The sequence below is a fragment of the Ruegeria sp. H6 genome (assembly GCF_056532975.1).
This window is the reverse complement of record NZ_JBQFOA010000001.1, coordinates 741,668-763,864: the sequence shown is the minus strand read 5'-3', so window position 1 is coordinate 763,864 and position 22,197 is coordinate 741,668. Positions and strand designations below refer to the sequence as shown.

The following is a 22,197-nucleotide window of genomic DNA, read 5'->3' as shown; positions in this document are numbered from 1 at the left end:
GGTTTCCCCTTAAATGCCTGTAGTTGTTGTAGAATCTCCGGCCAAAGCAAAAACAATCAACAAGTATCTTGGCCCCGACTACACTGTTCTGGCCTCTTACGGCCATGTGCGGGACCTGCCGCCCAAGGATGGATCGGTTGATCCCGAGCATGAATTCGAGATGAAGTGGGAGGTTGGCAATGACAGCCGCAAGCACGTCAAAGCCATCGCCGACGCGCTGAAAGACGATAACGCGCTGATCCTCGCCACCGACCCCGATCGTGAGGGCGAGGCGATCAGCTGGCACCTGCAAGAGGCGCTGACCAAGCGCCGTTCGATCAAGAAGGACACGCCGGTCAGCCGCGTGACCTTCAACGCGATCACCAAGGACGCCGTGACCGAGGCGATGCAGAACCCGCGTGACGTCGACATGCCGCTGGTCGAGGCGTATCTGGCCCGCCGCGCGCTGGATTATCTGGTGGGGTTCAACCTGTCGCCCGTGCTGTGGCGCAAGCTGCCCGGCGCTAAATCCGCGGGGCGCGTGCAATCCGTCTGCCTGCGCCTGATCGTCGAGCGCGAGATGGAGATTGAGGCCTTCAAGCCGGTTGAATACTGGTCGGTCCGGGCGCTGTTCGAAACGCCGCGCGGCCAGACGTATGAGGCGCGATTGGTCACGCTGGCTGGCAAAAAGCTGGACAAGCACGATCTGGCCAACTCAACACAGGCGGAACTGGCGGTACAGGCGATCACCAGCCGCGCGCTGCGCGTCACCTCGGTCGAGGCCAAACCTGCCGCGCGTAATCCCAGCGCGCCTTTCATGACCTCGACCCTGCAACAAGAGGCCAGCCGCAAATTCGGCATGGGCGCACGGCACGCGATGCAGGTGGCGCAGCGCCTCTACGAGGCCGGATACATTACCTATATGCGGACTGATGGCATCGACATGGCGCCTGAGGCTGTGGCCGCCGCCCGCGACGCAATTGCCGAACGCTATGGCGACGAATACGTGCCCGACAGCCCGCGGATCTATAAGAACAAGGCCAAGAATGCGCAGGAAGCGCATGAATGTATCCGCCCAACGGATATGAACCGCGATGCCAAGGCGCTGAAGGTTACCGATGAAGATCAGCGCAAGCTCTATGATCTGATCTGGAAACGCACCATCGCCTGTCAGATGGCCGCCGCGCGGCTGGAGCGGACAACGGTCGAGATTGGCAGCGATGACGGTCAGGTCGGCCTGCGCGCCACCGGTCAGGTGGTGATGTTTGACGGTTTCATGCGCGTTTATGAGGAAGGCCGCGACGATGTGGTCGATGACGACGACAAGCGCCTGCCGCAGATCATGCAGGGCGATCCGGCGCGCTTTGCCAAGACCTCGCTGAAGGATCAGTTCGCGAAGGCCGAAGACAAAGCCGCGATCCTGTCTGACAACGAGGCTGTTCTGGCCCTGCAACACCACACCCAGCCGCCGCCGCGCTATACCGAGGCCACGCTGGTCAAGCGGATGGAAGAGTTGGGGATCGGGCGTCCCTCGACCTATGCCTCGATCGTGACCACGATTCAGGACCGGGAATATGTGCGCAAAGACAAGAACCGGCTGATCCCCGAGGAAAAGGGCCGGATCGTCACGATCTTTCTGCTGAATTTCTTCCGCCAATATGTGGGCTATGAGTTCACCGCCAATCTGGAAGAAGAGCTGGATGATGTCAGTGCGGGCGACCGCGACTACAAGGACTTGCTGGGCAAGTTCTGGCGCGATTTCTCGGCAGCGATTGGCGAAACGTCGGAATTGCGTATCTCGGAAGTGCTGGACAAGCTGGATGAGGCGCTGGCCCCTCAGCTTTATCCGCCACGCGAAGATGGGTCCGATCCACGCATCTGTCCGAAATGCGGCGTGGGCCAGCTGCACCTTAAAACATCGCGCACGGGTGGCTTTGTCGGCTGTGGCAACTATCCCGAATGCACCTATACCCGCCCCATCGCAGGCGAAGGAGCCGAAGGCGACGAGCGCCTGCTGGGTGAAGATGCAGGCGATGAGATCTGGCTGAAATCCGGGCGCTTTGGCCCGTATGTTCAGCGCGGCGAACCAACGCCCGAGAACAAAAAACCCCCACGCGCCTCCTTGCCCCGTGGGTGGAGCAAGGATGACATGGATCTGGAGAAGGCGCTGACGCTGTTGTCCCTGCCCCGCCAGATCGGTGAACATCCCGAGGGCGGCATGATCAGCTCGAACTTTGGGCGGTTCGGGCCGTATATCATGCATCAGATGCCGGAAGAGGCCAAACCGGTTTATGCCAACCTCAAGGATCCCAACGATGTGTTCGAGATCGGCATGAACCGCGCGGTCGAGATGCTGGCCGAAAAGCGCGCCAACCCCGGACGCGGGCGGCGGGCGGCTGCCAAGCCGCTCAAGGAATTGGGCGATCATCCCGATGGCGGCGCGATGCAGGTATTGGATGGGCGTTATGGGCCCTATGTGAAATGGGAAAAGGTCAACGCGACCATCCCCAAAGACATCAAGCCCGAAGATGTGACTGTCGAAATGGCCATCGAGCTGGTCAACGAACGCGCGGCCAAGAAAGGCACGAAAAAGAAGGCCGCCCCGAAAAAGAAAAAGGCGACGGCCAAGAAAGGCTGACCCATGGTGCCGATGCAGGGGTGGCGTTCCGACGCACCCTGCCCCGAACCTGAATAAATCTGTCAGGTTGTGTGTTTTCCCTGTGACGCGACGATGGAATGCGTTGGCAAGGAAAGGAACAGACAGATGTTGAAAGCAGTGACTTTGGGTGCCGCAATGGTTCTGGCCTGCGTGGTAAAAGGCGAAGCCGGTCATCACGCCAAAACCGCAAGCGCCGAAATTATCAATGCCCAAGGCAAAGTGATCGGCGAGGCAATCGCCAAGCAGGGCCCGAACGGCGTTTTGCTGCATGTGAAGGTCTCGGACCTGCCTCCGGGCAAACACGGCCTGCATCTGCACAGCCATGGCGTTTGCGAACCGGGCGAAGGGTTCAAAACCGCCAAGGGTCATGTGGGCAAGGTTGAAGGGGCGCATGGACTGATGAACCCTGAAGGGCCCGAGCCCGGTGATCTGCCGAACCTCTATGTCGGCGCGGATGGCATCGGCGAGATGGAGGCATTCACCACACTCGTCACTCTGGAAGGCGGCGATCATGCGTTGCTGGATGCCGATGGGTCGACCTTTATTATTCACGAGAAAGGCGATGACCATATCAGCCAGCCGATCGGCGGCGCAGGCGGGCGCATCGCCTGTGGCATTCTGACGGCCAACTGAACTCTATGACGGCGGGTTAGGTAGAAATACCACCTACCCCGCGGTTTCATTGACTTCCCGGTGACGCGGCGGCACAACCTGCCCAACACCATGTCATTGGGGAGTTTTCCATGAAGAAAATCTATGACACTGCGGCCGAAGCTCTGGACGGGGTCATTTCGGACGGCATGATGATCGCGGCGGGCGGATTCGGCCTGTGCGGCATCCCGGAATTGCTGCTCGACGCTATCAAAGAGTCCGGCGCGCAAGATCTGACCTTTGCCTCGAACAACGCGGGCGTTGACGATTTCGGCATCGGCATCCTGCTGCAGACCAAGCAGGTCAAAAAGATGATCAGCTCTTACGTCGGTGAAAACGCCGAATTCATGCGCCAATATCTGGCCGGTGAGCTAGAGTTGGAATTCAATCCGCAAGGCACGCTGGCCGAGCGGATGCGCGCAGGCGGCGCAGGCATTCCCGGGTTCTATACCAAAACCGGCGTAGGCACCGTGATCGCCGAAGGCAAAGAGCACAAGGACTTCAATGGCGAGACTTATATCATGGAGGAAGGCATCTTTGCCGACCTCGCCATCGTGAAAGCGTGGAAAGCCGACGACACCGGCAACCTGATTTTCCGCAAAACCGCGCGGAACTTTAACGTGCCCGCTGCGACCTGTGGCAAGATCTGCATTGCCGAGGTGGAAGAGATCGTGCCGCGCGGCTCGCTTGACCCCGACGCGATCCACCTGCCGGGCATCTATGTGCATCGCATCATTCAGGGCGATCACGAAAAACGCATCGAACAACGCACCACCCGCAAGAAGGAGGACGCATAATGCCCTGGGACCGCAATCAGATGGCGGCGCGCGCCGCGCAAGAGCTGGAAGACGGCATGTATGTGAACCTGGGCATCGGTATCCCGACGCTGGTGGCGAACTATGTGGGTGACAAGGACATTACCCTGCAATCCGAGAACGGAATGCTGGGCATGGGCCCCTTTCCTTTCGAAGGCGAAGAAGACCCCGATTTGATCAACGCAGGCAAGCAGACAATCACCGAACTGTCCCGCACCGCTTACTTCGACAGTGCGACCTCCTTTGGCATGATCCGAGGCGGCAAGATCGCCGCTGCGGTTCTCGGCGCCATGGAAGTTGACGAACAGGGCGACCTGGCGAACTGGATGATCCCCGGCGTTCTGGTCAAGGGCATGGGCGGCGCGATGGATCTGGTTGCTGGTGTTGGCCGCGTGATCGTTGTGATGGATCACACCAACAAGCACGGCAAATCCAAGCTGTTGAAAAAGTGCACCTTGCCGCTGACCGGTAAGAAAGTGGTTAACCGCATCATTACCAACCTCGGCGTCATGGATGTGGTTGAAGGTGGCCTCAAGATCGTTGAACTGGCCGAAGGTGTGACCGAAGATGAAATTCGTGGGGCGACCGAGGCGACGATCGTCAACTGACCATCACCCTTAGAATGTGAAAAGGCCCGCCAAGTTGCGGGCCTTTCTTAGTTCTGCGTGTTGAACACACATCCGTCCGAGAAAAACTGCGGTGGCGATGTACACAAAGCCCGCGCCACCTGGAACGCGGCCAAAACCTTGGGCACATAGTCCCGGGTTTCCGCATAAGGCGGCACGCCCGAGTGCTTGCGCACAGCGCCTTCACCGGCATTGTACCCGGCCAGCACCAGAATCGGGTCATCCCCAAATTCGTTCATCAACCAGTCCAGATATTTTACCCCGCCGGAAATGTTCTGCGCCGGCACGAAACTGTCCTTAACGCCAAAACGAGCCGCCGTTGCAGGCATCAACTGCATCAAACCCTGCGCCCCGGCCGAACTGACAGCCTTTTCACGACCTGCAGATTCGACCGATATAACAGCAAGCACCAAAGCCGGTGAGACATCCGTTCCGACAGTAGACCTGAGGATGTCAACGCCACGCTCTTGCGCGATGTCGTGCAATGTTTGCAGCCTGGGTGACGCGACACCGATACTGGACAGGGCCTGAATAGCCTCGCTCAGCCTGCCTGCATTCGCACCGGCAATCTCGGGCGACACACGGTTCCAGAATTCCTTGTAGGACCCAACAGGCTTTCCATTAGTGCCTGTGTTGGGTGCAGCCGAAGGCGGAACCTTGGCACGCGAGATAACCTCGGGTTCAGAGAAATCCGCACCGGTACTGGGGGCTGACGGCGCCAGCGCATGCTGTTGCGGCGTTATTTGGATCGTAACGCGCGGGCGCGACCCCGGTTTGGGGGCGGAGATACGTTTGTAAACACCGCGCGGTTCCCGCTCGGTCGCAGCGGTTTGCATTGTACTTGTAAAAAACAGCGCCAAAACGCTGGCACAAAAAAGCGTACCCCGGATAAACATTTTGCCTGCCTCAATTTTCTTTTGCCCAACTGAACCTGAATCGGGGCGGTATGGCCAGAAAAACAAAGCGAAATGGGGCAATTTCGCCTCATTTGCCGCAAAAATGCATCGCCCGCCCACCGGTTTGGAAAAAAGATTTCATATTTTTTTGATTTATTTCAATGTGTTATAGTTTTTTTGAATAAAAATTTACGTTCAAGCTGAAAAAAATGCTGTTTGGCCCAATTCCTGCCACTGACGAAGGGCAAAACTATTCCCATGCCGAGACGATCGGGAGCGGACTGAGAGAGAAAGCTCTGAAAGACGCCGAGGTTAGATTACTTTTTGATCCTTTAGGAGGGACGTAACATGATCAAGTTCTTCAAGAACTTCCGCAAAGACGAAGACGGCGCCGTAACTGTAGACTGGGTCGTTCTGACCGCAGCCGTTGTTGCACTGGCAGCCATCGCATACAACCAGATCAGCAACGGTGCCAGCGACCTGGCAAGCGACGTTGAAAGCGCACTGCTGGGCGCAAGCGTCGGCAGCATCAACTTGGGCAACACCAGCAACTAAGTCCCAGGCTGACAAAAGTTTTGATGGGGGCCATGTCTTGCTGTAAGACATGGCCTTCATTGTTAAAAGTCCACCCAATCAAGGCGGTGCACCATGTTGAACAAGTTGCTAGAGTTCTATCTCGATGAAAGTGGCGCGGTCACCGTAGATTGGGTTGTGCTGACTGCGGGCGTCGTGGGGCTCGGAGGATTGGTTTACTTTTATATGAATGAGCCAATTGAAAAATTCGACGAAGAGATTGGATCTGCACTCGCCAGCGTCGAAGTGCCTGACATCACGTTTGACTAAGACAAGTCACGCAAAGCCAGTCGGCTTTGTCCCCAATTCCCGTGTCGACAATTTACGAGAAATAGTTCTTTCCTGAATTAGATCCGAGATTGTCCCCTTTTTCGACACAATTCGGAAATATCGTGCAGACTGAATCATGGTGGCGTTTTTCGCCCGGAAAATTTTAGAGACAACGTAACGAGGGACACATGCGGGCTGTTTTTGGACTTGTTCTGATAATCGGGATCGCACTGGCTGGTGGAGCCGTCTATATGGCGCGCGAATATATCTCCGACAACAGAGCTGAATTGGAACGCGAACGCAAACTGCGCGAAGAAGCGTTGGCCAATGCTCAGGTTGAACGAATTCCCACTGTCGGTGTCATCGTTTTGAATCGCGCGCTGAAGTACGGCGAGAAAGTTGCCGAAGAAGATGTGCGTGTGGTCCAGTGGCCAGAAGACGCGATTCCTGAAGGGACTTTTGTGGATATGACCGTGCTCTTCCCCGAAACCGGTGATCGGGATCGCTATGCTTTGCGGGCGATGGAAAAAGACGAAGCGGTTTTGGAGGTGAAGATTACCCGGCCCGGCGAATCGGCCGGCCTAACGTCGCGGCTTGAAAAAGGCATGCGCGCTTTTGCCATTAGCGTTGACGTGGCAAGCGGCGTGTCAGGTTTTCTTCGCCCAGGTGATCGGGTGGATGTTTACTGGACCGGTAACGTGAACGGTACCGGCAGTGCGGCACGAGGCGAGATCACACGCTTGATTCAATCGAATATTGAACTTGTGGCGGTAGACCAGTCCGCAGGATCTGATATCACGGGCACAACAATTGCCCGCACGGTGACTGTCGCCGCTACACCCGAAGAGGTTGCAGCGTTGGCGCAGGCTCAAAACACCGGGCGACTTTCCCTGGCGCTTGTCGGTGTGCAGGATGAAACAATTGCAAGTGCCATCGAGGTGGACCAGCGCAAATTGCTGGATATCCAGGAAGCGGCGCCGGAAATTGAAGTTGTTGAAGAAAAGATCTGCACCGTCAAAACCCGCAAAGGCGGCGAAGTGATCGAAACGCCTATTCCCTGTACAAACTGACGTTAATTCAGGTTGTTACCGACTGAAGACCGCGCTGTTTGCGCGGTCTTTTTCGTTCCATTGTTGCGAATTGTCCACATAAGGAAAAGAACGGAAACCATTGATTATTGCAATAAATCCGGATTTGGCGCAGGTTTTCCTTACACAGGGCATTAGACCCATACAATAGAGTGGTGATCGGAGAGGCAGGTCACATGACAATACGTTCCTGGATTGGCGCAACCCTTATGGGGTTGACGCTTGTTGTGGGCCCGATCGGCGATGCCGCTTGGGCTGAAAATCTTCGCGTGGTTAAGAAAGGCACGGCGGAAACGCTGGATGTGCCCGTCAACCGCGCCATTGTGGTAGAAAGCGAGCAACCCTTCTCAGAAGTCAGTATCGCGAACGCAGGCATCGCCGATGTCTCGACGCTTTCGGACCGGACATTGTACATTTTGGGTCGAGCTCCTGGCTTGACGACACTTACAATGTTCGATGGCGCCGGCAATCTGATGTCGAACGTGCGTGTACGCGTTGCACCCGACGTCACCGAGTTCAAAGAACGGCTTCGCCAGATTTTGCCGAACGAACAAATCGAAGTTCGCACTGCAAATGACGGTATTGTGTTGTCCGGCACTATTTCAAGCAGCGCCCGGTTGGCGCGCGCGCTTGAACTTGCCGAGCGTTATGCACCCGAACGGGTTTCCAACCTTATGAATGTCGGTGGCGTTCAGCAGGTCATGTTGAAAGTACGCTTTGCAGAGATGAACAGGTCAGTGGCGAAAAGCCTCACCGCCTCTCTCGGCTTTGGCGGTGGCGACACCACCGGCGGCTTCAACGCGTTGAACAACCAGTTTTCTCTGACCAACGCGATCAACAACAACATTCCCTTGTTGCAAACCAATACCGGCGCTCTCCTCTTTGGCTTCGGTGCAGGGTCGACACAAGTACGCCTGCTTTTGGAAGCACTTGAAAGCAAAGGTCTTGCGCGGAGCCTGGCCGAGCCAAACCTTTCAGCTTTGTCAGGTCAGGAAGCTGAATTCCTTGCCGGTGGTGAAGTTCCCATCCCTGTCCCGCAGGAAGATGGCGTCATCGCCATCGACTATAAGACATTTGGTGTGCAACTCCTGTTTACACCACGCGTCACCGACTCGGACATCATAAACCTGGAAATGGGTGCGTCTGTATCGAGTATCGACAACACGTCGAACTTTACCATCCAAGGCGACACTGTGCCCAGCTTCATCACACGTCAGACGAAGACAACTGTGGAGTTGAGAGACGGTGAGAGCTTTGCGATTGCAGGTCTGATTCAAGATGACTTCACGGATCTGAGCAACCAGGTTCCGTGGCTTGGAGATGTGCCGGTCCTCGGGGCTTTGTTCCGCAGCGCACAGTATCAGCGAGAACAAAGTGAGCTGATTATCATCGTCACCGCGCATCTGGTTTCTCCGACACGGGGCGAAGCACTGGCATTGCCAACGGATCGCGTGAAACCGCCAAGCGAGTTCGACTTGTTCATCAACGGGCGCACCGCTCGGACCGAGCGGGTCGGCAATGGAGCAGCCTCGGAAGTGGCCAAGCAAGGCTTTGGTAGTTCCTACGGCTACGTCCTGGAATGATTGGGAGGATCGACCAATGAATAAGTGGATACTCACACTGGGCTTGTCCGCTGCTGTCGCCGGGTGTACCCGCGAAGCCGGATACGAGATTGATCAGGGCACGTTTGGCAATGCGACGCTGAACAATATTCAGGTCATGAACGGTGAACTGACCTACGGGCAGATCCTGGCACAGCGATTCGCAGCCGAAGTCCCGACGCAGATCAACTTTGCCTTCGATAGTGCCCAACTGGACGCTTCTGCACAGCGCATTCTGCTGCAGCAGGCCGCGTGGATCAAACAGTTCCCTGAGGCTCGATTCCGTGTCTTTGGCCACACGGACCTGGTTGGCTCGGAAGCTTACAACAGGCAGCTTGGTCTACGCCGGGCAAATGCAGCCGTGGCTTTCTTGACCCGTCAAGGAATTTCAAGATCACGCCTGGAAGCTGTTGTTTCCTTTGGAAAAACCCAGCCTCTGATTGCGACACCGAACCGGGATCGCCGCAATCGTCGTACGGTAACCGAGGTTTCCGGATTTGTGGATCGTCACCCGCTTGTTCTCGACGGGAAGTACGCTGAAATTATCTACCGCGAATACGTAGCGAGTGCGACGAGAGCGAGCTACATCCAACGTACCGATACAGCCGGCGGCGCCGGCGAATAAAACAATACCAAAGAATTGGGCGGCATCGTCGCCCAATTCCCTACAATTGGTTCTTTTGCGCCCAATTCTCGCCCCACTTTCCAGACACATTGCGAACAATTGGGTGACCTGCGGTCTGACTTGACCGCACCGGGCAACAGCAAATCAGAACACTTTTCATCAAAGTTCATCGGTTTGCTCAGCCCTCACGACGAGGATTGTGTTAATGACGAGCGCGACGCCGCAAGACGAAAACTCTGCCATTCTGGCCTGCACCATCAGCAGGGATGTCCAGAATTTCGACTTGCTTATTGAAGACATGGAAGCTGCTCTGGGTGAGCGCTGGGGTGATTTGGGATTTGCCGAGGCGCTGGCCTTTTTCAGCCAACCCGAAGCCGAAGCCCTGCAATTTGTGGCGTTGGCCCTGGATGGAGAAGATGAAGACAACCTGACGCTGATGGGTGAAATCATCACCCAGGCCAAGGAAAAAGGCATCAAAGTTGTCCTGATCGCCGAAGATGTCACCCCCGCGTCGCTGCACCAACTGCTGCGCAAGGGCGCAGACGAGTTTGTCCCCTACCCTCTTCCCGAAAATGAGCTTCAGGAAGCCATTGATCGGATGAATCAGCCGGATCCGGTGCAAGAAGTTCAGGCTTCTGTGGCATTGGAGGGCGGAAAGCCCAAAGAAGGCGCCCTGTTTGTTGTCCACGGCCTGGCTGGTGGTGTCGGTTCCACAACCATGGCTGTCAACTTGGCTTGGGAACTGGCAACGGTTTCGGCCAAAGAGGCGCCCAAGGTTTGTCTGATCGACCTGGACATGCAGTTTGGCACAGTTTCGACCTATTTGGACCTGCCGCGACACGAGGCGGTTTTTGAGATGCTTTCCGACACGGCATCCATGGACGAAGAATCGTTCGCGCAGGCGCTGCAGACCTTCGATGAAAAGCTGGAGGTTCTCACCGCCCCGTCTGACATGGTGCCTTTGGATATCATCACACCGGAAGATGTGCAGCGTGTGATCGACACGGCGCGCAAGCACTTTGACTATGTCGTCGTCGATATGCCGTCGACGCTGGTTCATTGGTCTGAGACGGTTTTGCAGGCTGCACATGTGTATTTTGCCCTGATCGAACTGGATATGCGGTCCGCTCAGAACGCTCTGCGTTTGAAACGCGCGTTGCAGGCAGAAGAGCTGCCGTTCAACAAGCTGCGTTTTGCGTTGAACCGGGCACCAAAATTCACCGATCTCAGCGGCAAGAGCCGTGTCAAACGCATGGGTGACAGCCTTGGGATCTCGATTGATTTGCACCTGCCCGAGGGCGGCAAGCCCGTCATGCAAGCAGGTGATCATGGTCAGCCACTGGCCAGTTCTGCGGCGAAAAACCCGCTACGCAAAGAAATCGCAAAGCTCGCGCAATCGCTCCATAGCCTTGGAAGCAACAGCGCCGAAGCCGCATAGCACGAGGGGGAGCCGCCGTGTTTTCAAGATACAAGAAAGAACCAGCCGCTCAGCCGGTCAAAACGCCCGCTACGACCGCTGCGCCCACGAGCACAGCCCCGAGTGCGCCCGCGGCGACGTCCGTCACACGCAAACCTTCGCCGAAAAAAGCCGGAGAGGTCGTTGGAAACGATCGGGAGCGCAAGCGGAAAGAGCGCCTGGGTGAGATAAAGCAAGAGCTCCACCGCGAGCTTCTGGAAAATCTCAACCTCGCGGCCCTGGAATCCGCGGCCGAGAACGAATTGCGTGCGGAAATCAGCGCAATCTCCAGCGAGATCCTGGAAACGCGCAACATCGTTCTCAACCGAGAAGACCGCACCCAGCTGAACAAAGAACTCTATGACGAAGTCACCGGGCTTGGTCCTCTGGAAACATTGCTGCAGGACGACACAGTCAACGATATTCTGGTCAACGGCCCTCAGCAGATTTTTGTGGAACGCGCCGGTAAGCTGGAACTCAGCGACATCACGTTCAAAGATGAAAAGCACCTGATGCGGATCATCGACAAGATCGTTTCTGCGGTCGGACGTCGTGTGGACGAATCCAACCCCTATGTTGACGCCCGTTTGGCGGATGGCTCGCGTTTCAACGCCATGGTGCCGCCGATTGCGGTGGATGGATCGCTGGTTTCGATTCGTAAGTTCAAAAAGGACAAGCTGGGGATCGACGATCTGGTCAATTTCGGTGCCTTTACCGAAGAAATGGCCGCATATTTGCAAGCTGCCGTCTCGACTCGCCTGAACATCATTGTCTCGGGCGGAACGGGTTCTGGTAAAACCACGACGCTTAACGCCCTTTCCAGCTTCATTGACGATGCCGAACGCATCCTGACGATCGAGGATACGGCGGAACTTCAGTTGCAGCAGACCCATGTGGGCCGGATGGAAAGCCGCCCACCCAACGTGGAAGGCAAAGGCGAGGTCAGCCCGCGCGACTGTCTGAAGAACGCCCTGCGTATGCGTCCTGACCGCATCATCGTGGGTGAGACGCGTGGCTCGGAGGTGATCGACATGTTGCAGGCCATGAACACTGGCCACGACGGTTCGATGACCACAATCCACGCCAACTCGGCCCGGGACGGTATCTCGCGTATGGAAAACATGATCGCGATGGCCGGTATCGAAATGCCGATCAAGGCGGTGCGCAGCCAGATCTCAAGCGCTGTGAACCTGATCGTACAGGCCAGCCGTCTGCAGGATGGTTCGCGCCGCATGACCTCAATCACCGAGATCACCGGCATGGAAGGTGACGTCATCTCGATGCAGGAAATCTTTAAGTTTCAACGTGTTGGATTGACGCCGGACAACAAGATCATCGGTCACTTCACCGCAACCGGGGTGCGCAGCCACTATTCCGAGCGCTTCCGCTTGTGGGGCTTTGATCTGCCCTCGTCGATTTACGATCCCACTACGATGTAGGAGACAGAAACAATGGAACTTCGGTTCGAAGCGCTTATCTACGTCGTCATTTTCGTCGGGGTTATCCTCCTCGTCGAAGGGATTTACCTTGTTGCCTTTGGCAAATCCATCAGCCTGAACAGCCGGGTCAATCGGCGCCTCGACATGATCGACAAAGGCGTCGGTCGGGAAGAGGTCCTGGAACAGCTGCGCAAGGAAATGCAGCAGCATATGAAAACGCAGAGCATCCCGCTCTATTCGTTGCTGGCCGACAAGGCCCAAAAAGCTGCGATCGCGTTTACTCCGCGTCAATTGATCATGGTCATGGCTCTGGTTTCTGCGGTGGCCTTTGCAGCGCTGACCGTTCTGACCGGTTCTGACCCGATCCTGCGGGGCGCCATTTCCGTGGCGATCGGCGTCGGCGGTGTCTACGCCTGGGTCAACAACAAAGCCAAAAAGCGCATGGGCATGATCGAAGAGCAGCTGCCTGATGCGGTTGAACTTATGGTTCGATCCTTGCGTGTTGGTAACCCTTTCGTTTCGTCTGTGCAGATCGTTGCGCAGGAGGTTGAAGATCCGCTTGCGACCGAATTTGGCGTCATTTCAGATGAAGTTGCCTATGGTCGTGACGTTGGCGAAGCACTCAAGGACATGGCACAGCGCCTGGACATGCAGGATTTGCGGTTCCTCGCTGTTGCGGTTTCAATTCAGCAGCAATCGGGTGGTAACCTTGCTGAAATTCTGGCCGGTCTGGCGAAAGTTATCCGTGCCCGGTTCCGTCTGTTCCGCAGGGTGAAAGCAATCACCGCCGAGGCGCAATGGTCCGGCAAGTTTCTGTCGGGGTTCCCGGTGGCCTGCCTGGGCATCATTCTGGTCAAGTCGCCGAACTACTATGACGACGTTCTCGATCACCCGCTCTTTATTCCCATGTGTTTCTTTGTGGGCATCATGCTGACGCTGAACCTGATCGTCATGCGCATTCTCACCAACATCAAGGTCTGAGGGAAGTTCAATGGAATTTCTAAACAGTATCAACACCCTGCTGACAGAGCATCTTGGTGAATTCGGCCCGCTGATCGTGGTCGGCGTACTGGGGCTCTTTATGATCCTGGTCACAGTTCCTTTGATGCTCAATCAAAAGGAAGACCCGCTGAAAAAGCTTCAGCGCTCGACGACGCCACCCAAACAGTCCAAGAAAGACAAGAAAGAACGGCTAAGGCAGGCCAGTCACAATGAGCAGCTGGAAAAGTTTGCAACTTTCCTGGAGCCCAAAAACCAAGAAGAATATTCGGCCGTTCAGCTGAAACTGCGGCAAGCCGGATACCAGTCAAAAGACGCGGTACGGTTCTTTCATTTCGCCCAGTTTGCATTGGGGATCATCGGCCTGTTGATCGGCGTATCGCTGGTCACCGTGTTTGCAGGCGATCAGGAATTCGACACCAACCAGATCCTGCTGCGTGTTCTGGTGCCTGGCGCGATTGGCTATCTCATCCCGAAATACTGGATCACGCGCCGTGTGGAAGAACGAAAAGAGGCGATCACCGCCGGTTTCCCGGACACGCTGGACCTGATGCTGGTATGCGTCGAAGCGGGCCAGTCTTTGGATCAGGCGATTGTTCGCGTCGCTGCTGAAATGAAGGCCTCCTACCCCGAAATATCTATGGAATTCGAAGTTGTCGCCCATGAATTGAAAGCGGGTAAGGAAAAAGACACCGTTTTGCGCGATTTCGCCACCAGATGCGGCGTGCAGGATGTCAGCGCTTTTGTGACGGTGATGATCCAGTCTGCCACATTCGGTACTTCGATCGCCGAAGCCTTGCGGGTCTATGCCGACGAGATGCGTGACAAGCGCGTGATGCGTGCCGAAGAGGCGGCGAACAAGTTGCCAACAAAGATGACACTTGCCACTATGACACTGACGGTTCCACCGCTTCTGGTGATCCTGGTTGGCCCTTCGGCAAAAGGCATCATGGATTTCTCAAACGGCAACGGACCCGGCGTCGGCGGGTAGTAAATGAGATCATCAATGGGCGTTGCGCCTTTCGGATTTCGAAAATTCCTTGCGGCCACCATGATCCTGTTCATGGTGGCTTCTTGCACTGAAACCGGGGCAAATAACCCCTTTGCACCCGGCGTTGACCCCGACGGCCCTGCCCCGGACGAAATCGCGGTTGGAAACCGATTGATGGCGGCTGGCGAATACGAACTGGCGCTTGAGGCCTTTACCCGGGCTGCGCTGGCGGAGGGAATGACACCAGAGGTTCTGACATCGCTGGGCACCGCAAATCTGGGGCTGCGCCGCGTTGGACAGGCAGAGCCATTGTTGCGGCGCGCGGTCGAAGACGATCCCGATTGGCCGGTTGCCTGGAACAACCTAGGCGTCTTTCTGGTTGAAACGGGCCAATATCCCGAAGCCGCGCAGGTCTTTCGCCGGGCATTTGCATTGGACAATGGCGAAAGTGACGCAATTCGAGACAATCTGCGCTTAGCACTCGCAAAAATGGAAAATCCTGTTAATACTACGCAGCAAGAAGAAGAAGAATACGAGCTGGAACGCAGAGGCGACGGAGAATTTGTCCTGCGGAAAACCCAGTAACAGAGGTTAAGAGCAGTAAAGGACGCAAAAATGCGCCAACCCTTCTTGATTCCGACGATGTTTGCGTGCGGCGTTATTCTGTCTGCATGCGCGAAAGAAAGCGAAGAAGAAAAGGTCGAACGTACCTTTCAGGAAGTCAACGTCATCGACGAAACCAACCTGAACGACGTTCTTCTAAGCGCCGCAGACCCGAACGAAGCCGTCACCTATTTTGCGGGCGCAGCCAGCAAAAACCCCGACAGGATAGACTTGCAGCGGGGTCTCGCCATCAGCCTGACCCGGGCCAAACGCAGCACCGAAGCGGCAGCGGCCTGGAAACGCGTGACCAACATGAGCGGCGCAAACAACGCAGACCGTGTCGAATATGCGGACGCGCTGGTGCGCAGCGGTGATTGGCAGGGGGCAAAGGCCACGCTGGATAAAATCCCGCCGACCTTTGAAACCTTTAAGCGCTACCGGCTTGAGGCTGTGGTAGCCGACTCGCGCAAAGACTGGAAACGTGCAGACCATTTCTATGAAACCGCTGTTGGCCTGACCACCCGCCCCGCAGGTGTGATGAACAATTGGGGCTATTCCAAGCTGACTCGCGGTCAGTATTCCGAAGCCGAGCGTCTGTTCACCGAAGCCATTCGCCAGGACAACTCTTTGTTCACGGCCAAGAATAACCTGGTTCTGGCGCGTAGCGCGCAGGGCAACTACGGCATGCCCGTGATCCCCATGAGTCAGACTGAGCGGGCCATGTTGCTGAACACGATGGGCATCTCTGCGGTGAAACAAGGGGATGTGAACACGGCCAAAAACCTGTTCCGCGAGGCAATTGCCACGCATCCGCAGCATTTTGACGAGGCTGTCCGCTCACTCCGAGCGCTTGAGGAAGCCTGACCCATGGCTATCCCGTCTGTTGCGGCGGCGTGGTTTCTTGCGTTTGTTTTGCCGATCTGCATCTATGTCGCCTTCACCGATTTGCGCGAGATGCGGATCAAGAACCGCGCCGTTGACAGCTTGCTGGCGGTGTTTGTTGTGGTTGGGCTTTTTGTCCTGCCACCGTGGTCCGGCGATTGGGTTCCCGGAAATGTCGGTCCTTTGTCTTTCTCGCTGCCCGTCTACCTTTGGCAACTTTCGCATTTTCTGGTGGTTCTGATCGCCGTCATTCTTTTGAATTCAATCGGCGCGATGGGTGGGGGGGACGCAAAGTTCATTGCCGCCGCTTCTCCTTTTATTTGGGTGCCGGACCTGATTATCCTGATGGCCATTCTGGCCTCGACAACACTGGGCGCCTTCGCAGCCCACCGGTTGGCGAAATATACCCGCTTGCGCGAAATGGCACCGCATTGGGAAAGCTGGAACAGGGGCAAGAAGTTCCCCATGGGGCTGGTTCTGTCGGGAACCCTAACCCTGTATCTGATTCTTGGTATAATCCACGGTTCGTAAACAATCATCAGTGCGCCTTGCCTCTGCCTTGGTAAAGCCACAAAGCGAGGCCAAATTTCCACGATGAAACCCGTTGCAGGGTGAGTTACGTGTTAATTTGGATAGACGAGCCACGCTCATGAATATGCAGAACTCCTCCGTTATTGCGCCTCCCGCTCCGAAGGGTTTGGCCGAAATGCGCCTCCCGCTGGTCATGATGCGGGATATTCTGCTGAAAACGATCTTTCGTAAGAACGTTGATACAGTTTCCGAAGTTGCCGAAGCGATTTGTCTTCCCGGGTCCGTTACCCAGGAATTGATCGATATCGCGCGGGAGCAGAAATTGCTGGAAGCCACCGGTACGCTGAACGCAAACTCGGGCAACGAAATGGGCTACCAGTTGACCGATGCCGGCAAAGCGCGTGCTCTGGATGCGCTCAGCCAGTCTGAATATTTTGGCGCGATGCCCGTACCGCTGGAAGTGTACAGCGAGCAGGTCAAACGCCAGTCAATTCGAAACATCCAGGTCACGCGGGACCAGCTGATCGGCGCGATGGGCCATCTGGTTCTGCCCGACAGCCTGCTGGATCACCTTGGCCCTGCGGTCAGCGCAGGACGATCGATCCTGATGTATGGCCCTCCGGGCAATGGTAAATCCTCAATCTCGAATGGTATTCGCGATGCGTTGGGCGACAATGTCTATGTGCCCCGCGCTATCGAGTATGCCGGTCAGGTGATTACGGTCTATGACCCGATTGTGCACACGGCCATCGAACAGGAAGCCGACGACCCGAACAGCCTGCGCCGCCGCAAGCGGTTCGACACGCGTTACGTGCAATGCGAACGCCCGACCGTGGTGACCGGGGGTGAATTGTCGCTGAGCATGCTGGATCTGGTCTACAACCCAACCGCGCGGACCTATCAGGCACCGCTGCAGTTGAAATCGACCGGTGGCATCTTCATCGTGGACGACCTTGGCCGTCAGCAGGAACCACCGCAGGCGCTGATCAACCGTTGGATTGTTCCGCTGGAAGAAAGCAAGGACATCCTTGGCCTGCAATCGGGTGAAAAGTTCGAGGTGCCTTTCGATACGCTGGTCATCTTCTCGACCAACTTCCACCCGAATGAAATCTTTGACCAAGCGGCCCTGCGCCGGATCTTCTTCAAGATCAAGATCGACGGCCCGAACCAAGAGAACTTCCTGAAAATCTTTGCCATGGTGGCTCGCAAACGCGGCATGCCGCTGGATGAGGCCGCGCTGGTCCATCTGCTCAAGGTCAAATACCCGACGATCCAGAATGTCTACGCGAACTATCAGCCGATCTTCCTGATCGACCAGATGATCTCGATCTGCGAGTTCGAGGGTATCCCCTATCAGATGAGCCCCGACCTGATCGACCGCGCTTGGGCGAACATGTTCGTCAAAGAGGAAAAGATCGTCCACTGACCCCCTGCCAATCCTGATCGGGGCGGTTAATCTGCGCGTATGACGCAGATTCCCGCCCCTATAGCCGATTGGTTTTCCAACAAAGGCTGGTCAATCCATCCGCATCAGCAAGACATGTTCAACCGGTCTCGTGATCCGGCGACCTTGCTGATTGCGCCGACCGGTGGCGGCAAGACGATGGCCGGGTTTCTGCCGACGCTTGCGGAACTGTCCGAGAACACTCAGCCGGGGTTGCACACCATCTATGTCTCGCCTCTCAAGGCGCTGGCGGCGGATATAGGGCGCAACCTGCGCGCACCGGTCGATCAGATCGGGCTGCCCATCCGGATCGAAGACCGCACCGGCGACACCTCGGCCACTCAGAAAAAACGCCAGCGTGTTGATCCTCCGCATATCCTTTTGACGACGCCCGAGAGCCTTGCGCTGTTGACATCATATGAAGATGCCTCGCGCATGTTCGCAGGCGTTCAAAGGGTGATCGTCGACGAAATTCACACGCTGGCCGAAAGCAAACGCGGTGATCAGCTGATGTTGGCTCTGGCGCGGCTTCAGACCCTGTGCCCGGCCTTGCGACGGGTGGGTCTGTCTGCCACGGTCGAAGACCCGGACGCCATTGCACGCTTTCTGGCGCGCAACCCCGACCCTTGCCAGATCATTCAGGCCGATCCCGGCCCGGACCCCGATATTTGGATGTTGGAAACAACAGAAATGCCACCCTGGTCGGGCGGAGGCGCGGCCTATTCGATCCCGGCGGTTCTGGAACAGATCAAACAGCACAAGACCACGTTGATCTTTCACAACACCCGCGCGCAGGCCGAGATCTTCTTTCACAACCTGTGGCTTGAGAATGATGACGCTTTGCCGATCGGCATCCATCACGGCAGTTTGGATCGACAGCAACGCGAGCGAGTTGAGGCCGCCATGGTGCGCGGTGATCTGCGCGCCATCGTCTGCACAGGCAGTCTCGATCTGGGTATCGACTGGGGGGATGTCGATCTGGTCATTCAGATCGGCGCCCCCAAAAACGTCAAACGGCTGGTCCAGCGCATCGGGCGCGCCAATCACCGGTACAATGCGCCCTCCAAGGCCATTCTGGTGCCTGCCAACCGATTTGAAGTTGTCGAATGCGTTGCAGCACTGGAAGCCGCGAAAGCGCATGATCTGGATGGCGATCCCCGGGGCCACGGACCGCGGGACGTGCTGTGCCAACACATCCTGATTGCGGCGGCTGCGGGGCCATTTGATGCCGCATGTCTTTACCGGGAAATGACATCTGCCGGGCCATTCGCAGCACTGGACCGCTCTGAGTTTGATGATTGTCTGGAATTTTGTGCCACCGGCGGTTATGCCCTGCGCGCATATGATCGCTGGCAGCGCCTGCAGCAACGCCCTGACGGTAAATGGCAACTGCGTGACCCGCGCGCAGCACAGCGCATTCGCATGAATCTGGGCACCATCCAGGACACTGACACGCTGAAGGTTCGCATGCGGCGCAACCGGGGTGGCAAGCCTTTGGGCGAAGTTGAAGAGACCTTTGCAGCCTCGCTGACACCCGGCGATACTTTCCTGATTGGTGGTCAGATCGTGCGGTACGAGGGCCTGCGCGAAATGGTGGTCGAAGTAAGCCGTCAGGCCGGAAAGAAACCGAAAATCGCCACTTTTTCAGGTACGAAATTTGCCACCTCCACCCAGCTGAGCGACCGGATTTTGCGGATGTTCACACAACCCGACTGGCCGCAACTGCCGCGCCACACCTCGGATTGGCTGGCACTGCAGCGTGGCGTCTCGCGCCTGCCTCAGCGCGACCGCCTGCTGATCGAAAGCTTCCCCAATGATGGCCGAGAGAACCTGTGCGTCTACGGTTTTGCCGGACGCAATGCACAGCAAACCTTGGGCCTGCTTTTGACAAAACGGATGGAAGAAACCGGGCTAGCCCCGCTTGGATTTGTCGCCACTGACTACGCCACTCTGATCTGGGGGCTGGATGCGGTGACCGATCCCCGGCCCCTGTTTCAGGTCGAGGCCTTGCGCGAAGGTTTGGATACGTGGCTGGCCGGAAATGCGGTGATGAAACGCACCTTTCGCGCCTCAGCCACAATCGCGGGTCTGATCGAACGCAATACGGGCGGGCAAAAGAAAAGCGGGCGTCAGGCAACATTTTCGTCGGATATCCTGTATGATACGTTGCTGAAATACGATCCTGATCATCTTTTGATGCAGATCACCCGCGAAGAGGCCATGCGCGGGCTGGTCGATTTCGGCCGAATCGAAGCGATGATCGAACGGATCGGCGACAGAATCGACCTGCTCCGACTAAAGCGCGTGTCCCCCTTGGCAGCCCCCCTGTTTCTTGAAGTCGGCAAGGTCCCGGTTAAAGGCGAGGCCGAGGAACGGTTGCTTGCGGCCGAAAGCGAACGTCTTTTGCAGACCGCCGGGCTTGCGAGCGGCTGATTGAGCTTGCAAAACCCTACAGATCAAGTGAAGAACACAACATGAACACTCTTGAGTTTACCTTTGCCGGTCAACGCCTCGTGGCGCTGGGGTCCGGGGCGTTGTGGTGGCCCGAGCAGGATTTGCTATGCGTTTCAGATCTGCATCTGGGCAAGTCCGAACGCACCGCGCGCCGGGGCGGTCCGACTCTGCCGCCCTATGACAGCCGGGAAACGCTGGCGCGTCTTTCAGACGACATTGGCCAAAGTGGGGCTTCAACCGTCATTTGCCTTGGCGACAGTTTCGATGATCTCGATTCCGCCACATCACTGGGCGCAATGGATCGCCTGCACATCTCGACACTACAAGCGGGCCGTCGATGGATCTGGATCGAAGGCAATCATGACCCCGGCCCGGTTGAGCTCGGCGGGGCTCATCTGTCCGACTGGAACCAGAGCCCGTTGACCTTTCGCCATATTGCGCAACCGCGTGCCTCGGGCGAAGTGTCCGGTCACTATCATCCCAAAGCGCTGCTGCGCGTCAAAGGCCGGTCGATCAGCCGCGCGGCCTTTTTGTTTGATCACGACCGGCTGATACTGCCTGCCTATGGCACCTATACCGGTGGCTTACGCAGTTCGGACCCGGTATTGGCACAGCTCATGGCGCCCGATGCCTGCGCCATTCTGATCGGTGCGCAGCCTCGGCTGATACCAATGCCGCGGTAACGGCCCTAGAACACCCCGGCCTGTTCCAGGTTCGGGCGGTATTTTCGGCTGACGGGGATCAGATCTCCGTTACAAAGTCTGAGCATGGTGCGACCGCCTTGCTTCTCGACCCCGGAAATCGCCGCTTCCGCGACCCAATGCGATCGGTGTGTACAATGCCCAACAATGGGTTCCATTTCCGAAATCGCATCGGTGAACCGCGAGCGGATTGTAAATGTGCCTTCCGAGGTGACCACGTCCACATGGTGATCCCGAACGGACAAGCGAAATATCTGGCCCGAAAATCCCTCACGCAATCGTTTGTAAAGCCTGGGCTGGGAAGGCTCTTCCGCTTCTGGCGCTGGCTCATGCTGGCGCACCAGCACCAGGCCGGTTGCAAACACAACGCCATAAGGAACAACGGTCCATAAGCCCGGCGCATTCAAACCGCTGGCGGTAAACAGCAGAAAAGACAGAAGCCACAGCGATGGGGCAAACATTGTCAGGATCAACAGCGCAAAAGCAATATCCCGGATCAAAGCCGCATGCTGGTACAGGTGATCGCGAACAAGTTTGCCAGCAAACCAGCTGGCACCGATGGCCAGCCCCATGACCCCTGTCCAAAATATCAGGCGAAGTGGAAAAGACGTGTCAGCATCGTGAAAGGGGGCGAACAGGTAAGCCAACATTGGAATGAAGACCACAGCGGCAATCACACGCTGGGGTGTGCAAACTGCGCCCATTGAATTCAGCCTTGCTTTCATCCCCAGCAACACACCCTTCTGCGAACACTGTACCAATTGCTCAGCAGAACCGTTACGAAACACTTAACCTGCTGGAACCACAGGATTAACATCAACGGGGCATCTTTCAATCCCCTTAAGGTGTGAATTAATATTTCAGATAAAACGAAAATCGAGCTGAAAAGCGTGCATGCTCTTCAGCCCGATCAA

General features: G+C 56.6%; 21 protein-coding genes. 19 read left to right on the top strand and 2 right to left on the bottom strand.

Going from position 1 to position 22,197, the window contains the following annotated elements:
• Positions 1-13: 13 nt before the first annotated feature.
• The 4 genes from topA (at position 14) to ACR0AG_RS03630 (ending at position 4,712) form a co-directional block, all read left to right on the top strand.
• Entirely contained in the window at positions 14-2,617 is a 2,604-nt protein-coding gene (gene topA, locus ACR0AG_RS03645; protein ID WP_480836532.1) for a type I DNA topoisomerase, read from the top strand.
• Positions 2,618-2,743: 126 nt separating this feature from the next.
• Complete coding sequence (locus ACR0AG_RS03640; RefSeq protein WP_480836530.1) at positions 2,744-3,271, top strand: superoxide dismutase family protein; 528 nt, start codon at positions 2,744-2,746, stop codon at positions 3,269-3,271.
• 110 nt (positions 3,272-3,381) lie between these two features.
• Positions 3,382-4,086 carry a CoA transferase subunit A gene (locus ACR0AG_RS03635; protein WP_480836528.1) on the top strand — a complete coding sequence of 235 codons (705 nt, stop codon included), beginning with the start codon at positions 3,382-3,384 and terminating at the stop codon, positions 4,084-4,086.
• Complete coding sequence (locus ACR0AG_RS03630; RefSeq protein WP_480836527.1) at positions 4,086-4,712, top strand: 3-oxoacid CoA-transferase subunit B; 627 nt, start codon at positions 4,086-4,088, stop codon at positions 4,710-4,712. The genes ACR0AG_RS03635 and ACR0AG_RS03630 overlap by 1 nt, the downstream gene beginning before the upstream one ends.
• A gap of 47 nt (positions 4,713-4,759) precedes the next feature.
• On the opposite strand, the gene ACR0AG_RS03625 is transcribed toward ACR0AG_RS03630, so the two are convergent.
• Positions 4,760-5,566 carry a lytic transglycosylase domain-containing protein gene (locus ACR0AG_RS03625; protein ID WP_480836525.1) on the bottom strand — a complete coding sequence of 269 codons (807 nt, stop codon included), beginning with the start codon at positions 5,564-5,566 and terminating at the stop codon, positions 4,760-4,762.
• Between the two features lie 408 nt (positions 5,567-5,974).
• Here ACR0AG_RS03625 and ACR0AG_RS03620 point away from each other — a divergent pair, with 408 nt between their 5' ends.
• The 15 genes from ACR0AG_RS03620 (at position 5,975) to pdeM (ending at position 21,265) form a co-directional block, all read left to right on the top strand.
• Entirely contained in the window at positions 5,975-6,181 is a 207-nt protein-coding gene (locus tag ACR0AG_RS03620; RefSeq protein ID WP_480836523.1) for a hypothetical protein, read from the top strand.
• A gap of 93 nt (positions 6,182-6,274) precedes the next feature.
• A complete protein-coding gene (locus tag ACR0AG_RS03615; protein WP_480836522.1) occupies positions 6,275-6,469 on the top strand; it encodes a hypothetical protein in 195 nt (64 codons plus the stop codon).
• A gap of 188 nt (positions 6,470-6,657) precedes the next feature.
• A complete protein-coding gene (cpaB, locus tag ACR0AG_RS03610) occupies positions 6,658-7,539 on the top strand; it encodes a Flp pilus assembly protein CpaB (protein WP_480836520.1) in 882 nt (293 codons plus the stop codon).
• A 194-nt stretch (positions 7,540-7,733) separates the two neighbouring features.
• Positions 7,734-9,140, top strand: coding sequence for a type II and III secretion system protein family protein (locus tag ACR0AG_RS03605; protein ID WP_480836868.1), 1,407 nt, complete (start codon positions 7,734-7,736; stop codon positions 9,138-9,140).
• A gap of 16 nt (positions 9,141-9,156) precedes the next feature.
• Positions 9,157-9,783: an OmpA family protein gene (locus ACR0AG_RS03600; RefSeq protein ID WP_480836518.1), complete on the top strand. Its 627-nt coding sequence runs from the start codon at positions 9,157-9,159 to the stop codon at positions 9,781-9,783.
• Positions 9,784-9,988: 205 nt separating this feature from the next.
• Positions 9,989-11,221 carry a CpaE/TadZ family protein gene (locus tag ACR0AG_RS03595; RefSeq protein ID WP_480836516.1) on the top strand — a complete coding sequence of 411 codons (1,233 nt, stop codon included), beginning with the start codon at positions 9,989-9,991 and terminating at the stop codon, positions 11,219-11,221.
• A 17-nt stretch (positions 11,222-11,238) separates the two neighbouring features.
• Complete coding sequence (locus ACR0AG_RS03590; protein WP_480836514.1) at positions 11,239-12,678, top strand: TadA family conjugal transfer-associated ATPase; 1,440 nt, start codon at positions 11,239-11,241, stop codon at positions 12,676-12,678.
• 12 nt (positions 12,679-12,690) lie between these two features.
• Positions 12,691-13,659, top strand: coding sequence for a type II secretion system F family protein (locus ACR0AG_RS03585; protein ID WP_480836512.1), 969 nt, complete (start codon positions 12,691-12,693; stop codon positions 13,657-13,659).
• 10 nt (positions 13,660-13,669) lie between these two features.
• Positions 13,670-14,668, top strand: a complete 999-nt coding sequence (locus tag ACR0AG_RS03580; protein ID WP_480836510.1) for a type II secretion system F family protein — start codon at positions 13,670-13,672, stop codon at positions 14,666-14,668.
• 3 nt (positions 14,669-14,671) lie between these two features.
• Positions 14,672-15,253 carry a tetratricopeptide repeat protein gene (locus ACR0AG_RS03575; protein WP_480836508.1) on the top strand — a complete coding sequence of 194 codons (582 nt, stop codon included), beginning with the start codon at positions 14,672-14,674 and terminating at the stop codon, positions 15,251-15,253.
• Positions 15,254-15,283: 30 nt separating this feature from the next.
• Positions 15,284-16,135, top strand: a complete 852-nt coding sequence (locus tag ACR0AG_RS03570; protein WP_480836506.1) for a tetratricopeptide repeat protein — start codon at positions 15,284-15,286, stop codon at positions 16,133-16,135.
• 3 nt (positions 16,136-16,138) lie between these two features.
• On the top strand, positions 16,139-16,684 hold the full coding sequence (locus ACR0AG_RS03565) for a prepilin peptidase (protein ID WP_480836504.1): 546 nt from the start codon (positions 16,139-16,141) through the stop codon (positions 16,682-16,684).
• A gap of 118 nt (positions 16,685-16,802) precedes the next feature.
• On the top strand, positions 16,803-18,110 hold the full coding sequence (locus ACR0AG_RS03560) for an ATPase (protein ID WP_480836502.1): 1,308 nt from the start codon (positions 16,803-16,805) through the stop codon (positions 18,108-18,110).
• A gap of 39 nt (positions 18,111-18,149) precedes the next feature.
• Positions 18,150-20,561 (top strand): ligase-associated DNA damage response DEXH box helicase, encoded by a 2,412-nt coding sequence (locus tag ACR0AG_RS03555; RefSeq protein ID WP_480836500.1) that lies wholly within the window; start codon positions 18,150-18,152, stop codon positions 20,559-20,561.
• Positions 20,562-20,602: 41 nt separating this feature from the next.
• Positions 20,603-21,265: a ligase-associated DNA damage response endonuclease PdeM gene (gene pdeM / locus ACR0AG_RS03550; RefSeq protein ID WP_480836498.1), complete on the top strand. Its 663-nt coding sequence runs from the start codon at positions 20,603-20,605 to the stop codon at positions 21,263-21,265.
• A gap of 5 nt (positions 21,266-21,270) precedes the next feature.
• Here pdeM and ACR0AG_RS03545 read toward each other — a convergent pair whose 3' ends face one another.
• Positions 21,271-21,987 carry a LytTR family DNA-binding domain-containing protein gene (locus ACR0AG_RS03545; RefSeq protein ID WP_480836496.1) on the bottom strand — a complete coding sequence of 239 codons (717 nt, stop codon included), beginning with the start codon at positions 21,985-21,987 and terminating at the stop codon, positions 21,271-21,273.
• Positions 21,988-22,197: the final 210 nt, after the last annotated feature.

Excerpts from the sequence above, each read along its gene's own strand:
- topA (WP_480836532.1), top strand. The coding sequence starts at position 14 with ATGCCTGTAGTTGTTGTAGAATCTCCGGCCAAAGCAAAAACAATCAAC.
- ACR0AG_RS03640 (WP_480836530.1), top strand. The coding sequence starts at position 2,744 with ATGTTGAAAGCAGTGACTTTGGGTGCCGCAATGGTTCTGGCCTGCGTG.
- ACR0AG_RS03635 (WP_480836528.1), top strand. The coding sequence starts at position 3,382 with ATGAAGAAAATCTATGACACTGCGGCCGAAGCTCTGGACGGGGTCATT.
- ACR0AG_RS03630 (WP_480836527.1), top strand. The coding sequence starts at position 4,086 with ATGCCCTGGGACCGCAATCAGATGGCGGCGCGCGCCGCGCAAGAGCTG.
- ACR0AG_RS03625 (WP_480836525.1), bottom strand. The coding sequence starts at position 5,566 with ATGCAAACCGCTGCGACCGAGCGGGAACCGCGCGGTGTTTACAAACGT.
- ACR0AG_RS03620 (WP_480836523.1), top strand. The coding sequence starts at position 5,975 with ATGATCAAGTTCTTCAAGAACTTCCGCAAAGACGAAGACGGCGCCGTA.
- ACR0AG_RS03615 (WP_480836522.1), top strand. The coding sequence starts at position 6,275 with ATGTTGAACAAGTTGCTAGAGTTCTATCTCGATGAAAGTGGCGCGGTC.
- cpaB (WP_480836520.1), top strand. The coding sequence starts at position 6,658 with ATGCGGGCTGTTTTTGGACTTGTTCTGATAATCGGGATCGCACTGGCT.
- ACR0AG_RS03605 (WP_480836868.1), top strand. The coding sequence starts at position 7,734 with ATGACAATACGTTCCTGGATTGGCGCAACCCTTATGGGGTTGACGCTT.
- ACR0AG_RS03600 (WP_480836518.1), top strand. The coding sequence starts at position 9,157 with ATGAATAAGTGGATACTCACACTGGGCTTGTCCGCTGCTGTCGCCGGG.
- ACR0AG_RS03595 (WP_480836516.1), top strand. The coding sequence starts at position 9,989 with ATGACGAGCGCGACGCCGCAAGACGAAAACTCTGCCATTCTGGCCTGC.
- ACR0AG_RS03585 (WP_480836512.1), top strand. The coding sequence starts at position 12,691 with ATGGAACTTCGGTTCGAAGCGCTTATCTACGTCGTCATTTTCGTCGGG.
- ACR0AG_RS03580 (WP_480836510.1), top strand. The coding sequence starts at position 13,670 with ATGGAATTTCTAAACAGTATCAACACCCTGCTGACAGAGCATCTTGGT.
- ACR0AG_RS03575 (WP_480836508.1), top strand. The coding sequence starts at position 14,672 with ATGAGATCATCAATGGGCGTTGCGCCTTTCGGATTTCGAAAATTCCTT.
- ACR0AG_RS03570 (WP_480836506.1), top strand. The coding sequence starts at position 15,284 with ATGCGCCAACCCTTCTTGATTCCGACGATGTTTGCGTGCGGCGTTATT.
- ACR0AG_RS03565 (WP_480836504.1), top strand. The coding sequence starts at position 16,139 with ATGGCTATCCCGTCTGTTGCGGCGGCGTGGTTTCTTGCGTTTGTTTTG.
- ACR0AG_RS03560 (WP_480836502.1), top strand. The coding sequence starts at position 16,803 with ATGAATATGCAGAACTCCTCCGTTATTGCGCCTCCCGCTCCGAAGGGT.
- ACR0AG_RS03555 (WP_480836500.1), top strand. The coding sequence starts at position 18,150 with ATGACGCAGATTCCCGCCCCTATAGCCGATTGGTTTTCCAACAAAGGC.
- pdeM (WP_480836498.1), top strand. The coding sequence starts at position 20,603 with ATGAACACTCTTGAGTTTACCTTTGCCGGTCAACGCCTCGTGGCGCTG.
- ACR0AG_RS03545 (WP_480836496.1), bottom strand. The coding sequence starts at position 21,987 with ATGGGCGCAGTTTGCACACCCCAGCGTGTGATTGCCGCTGTGGTCTTC.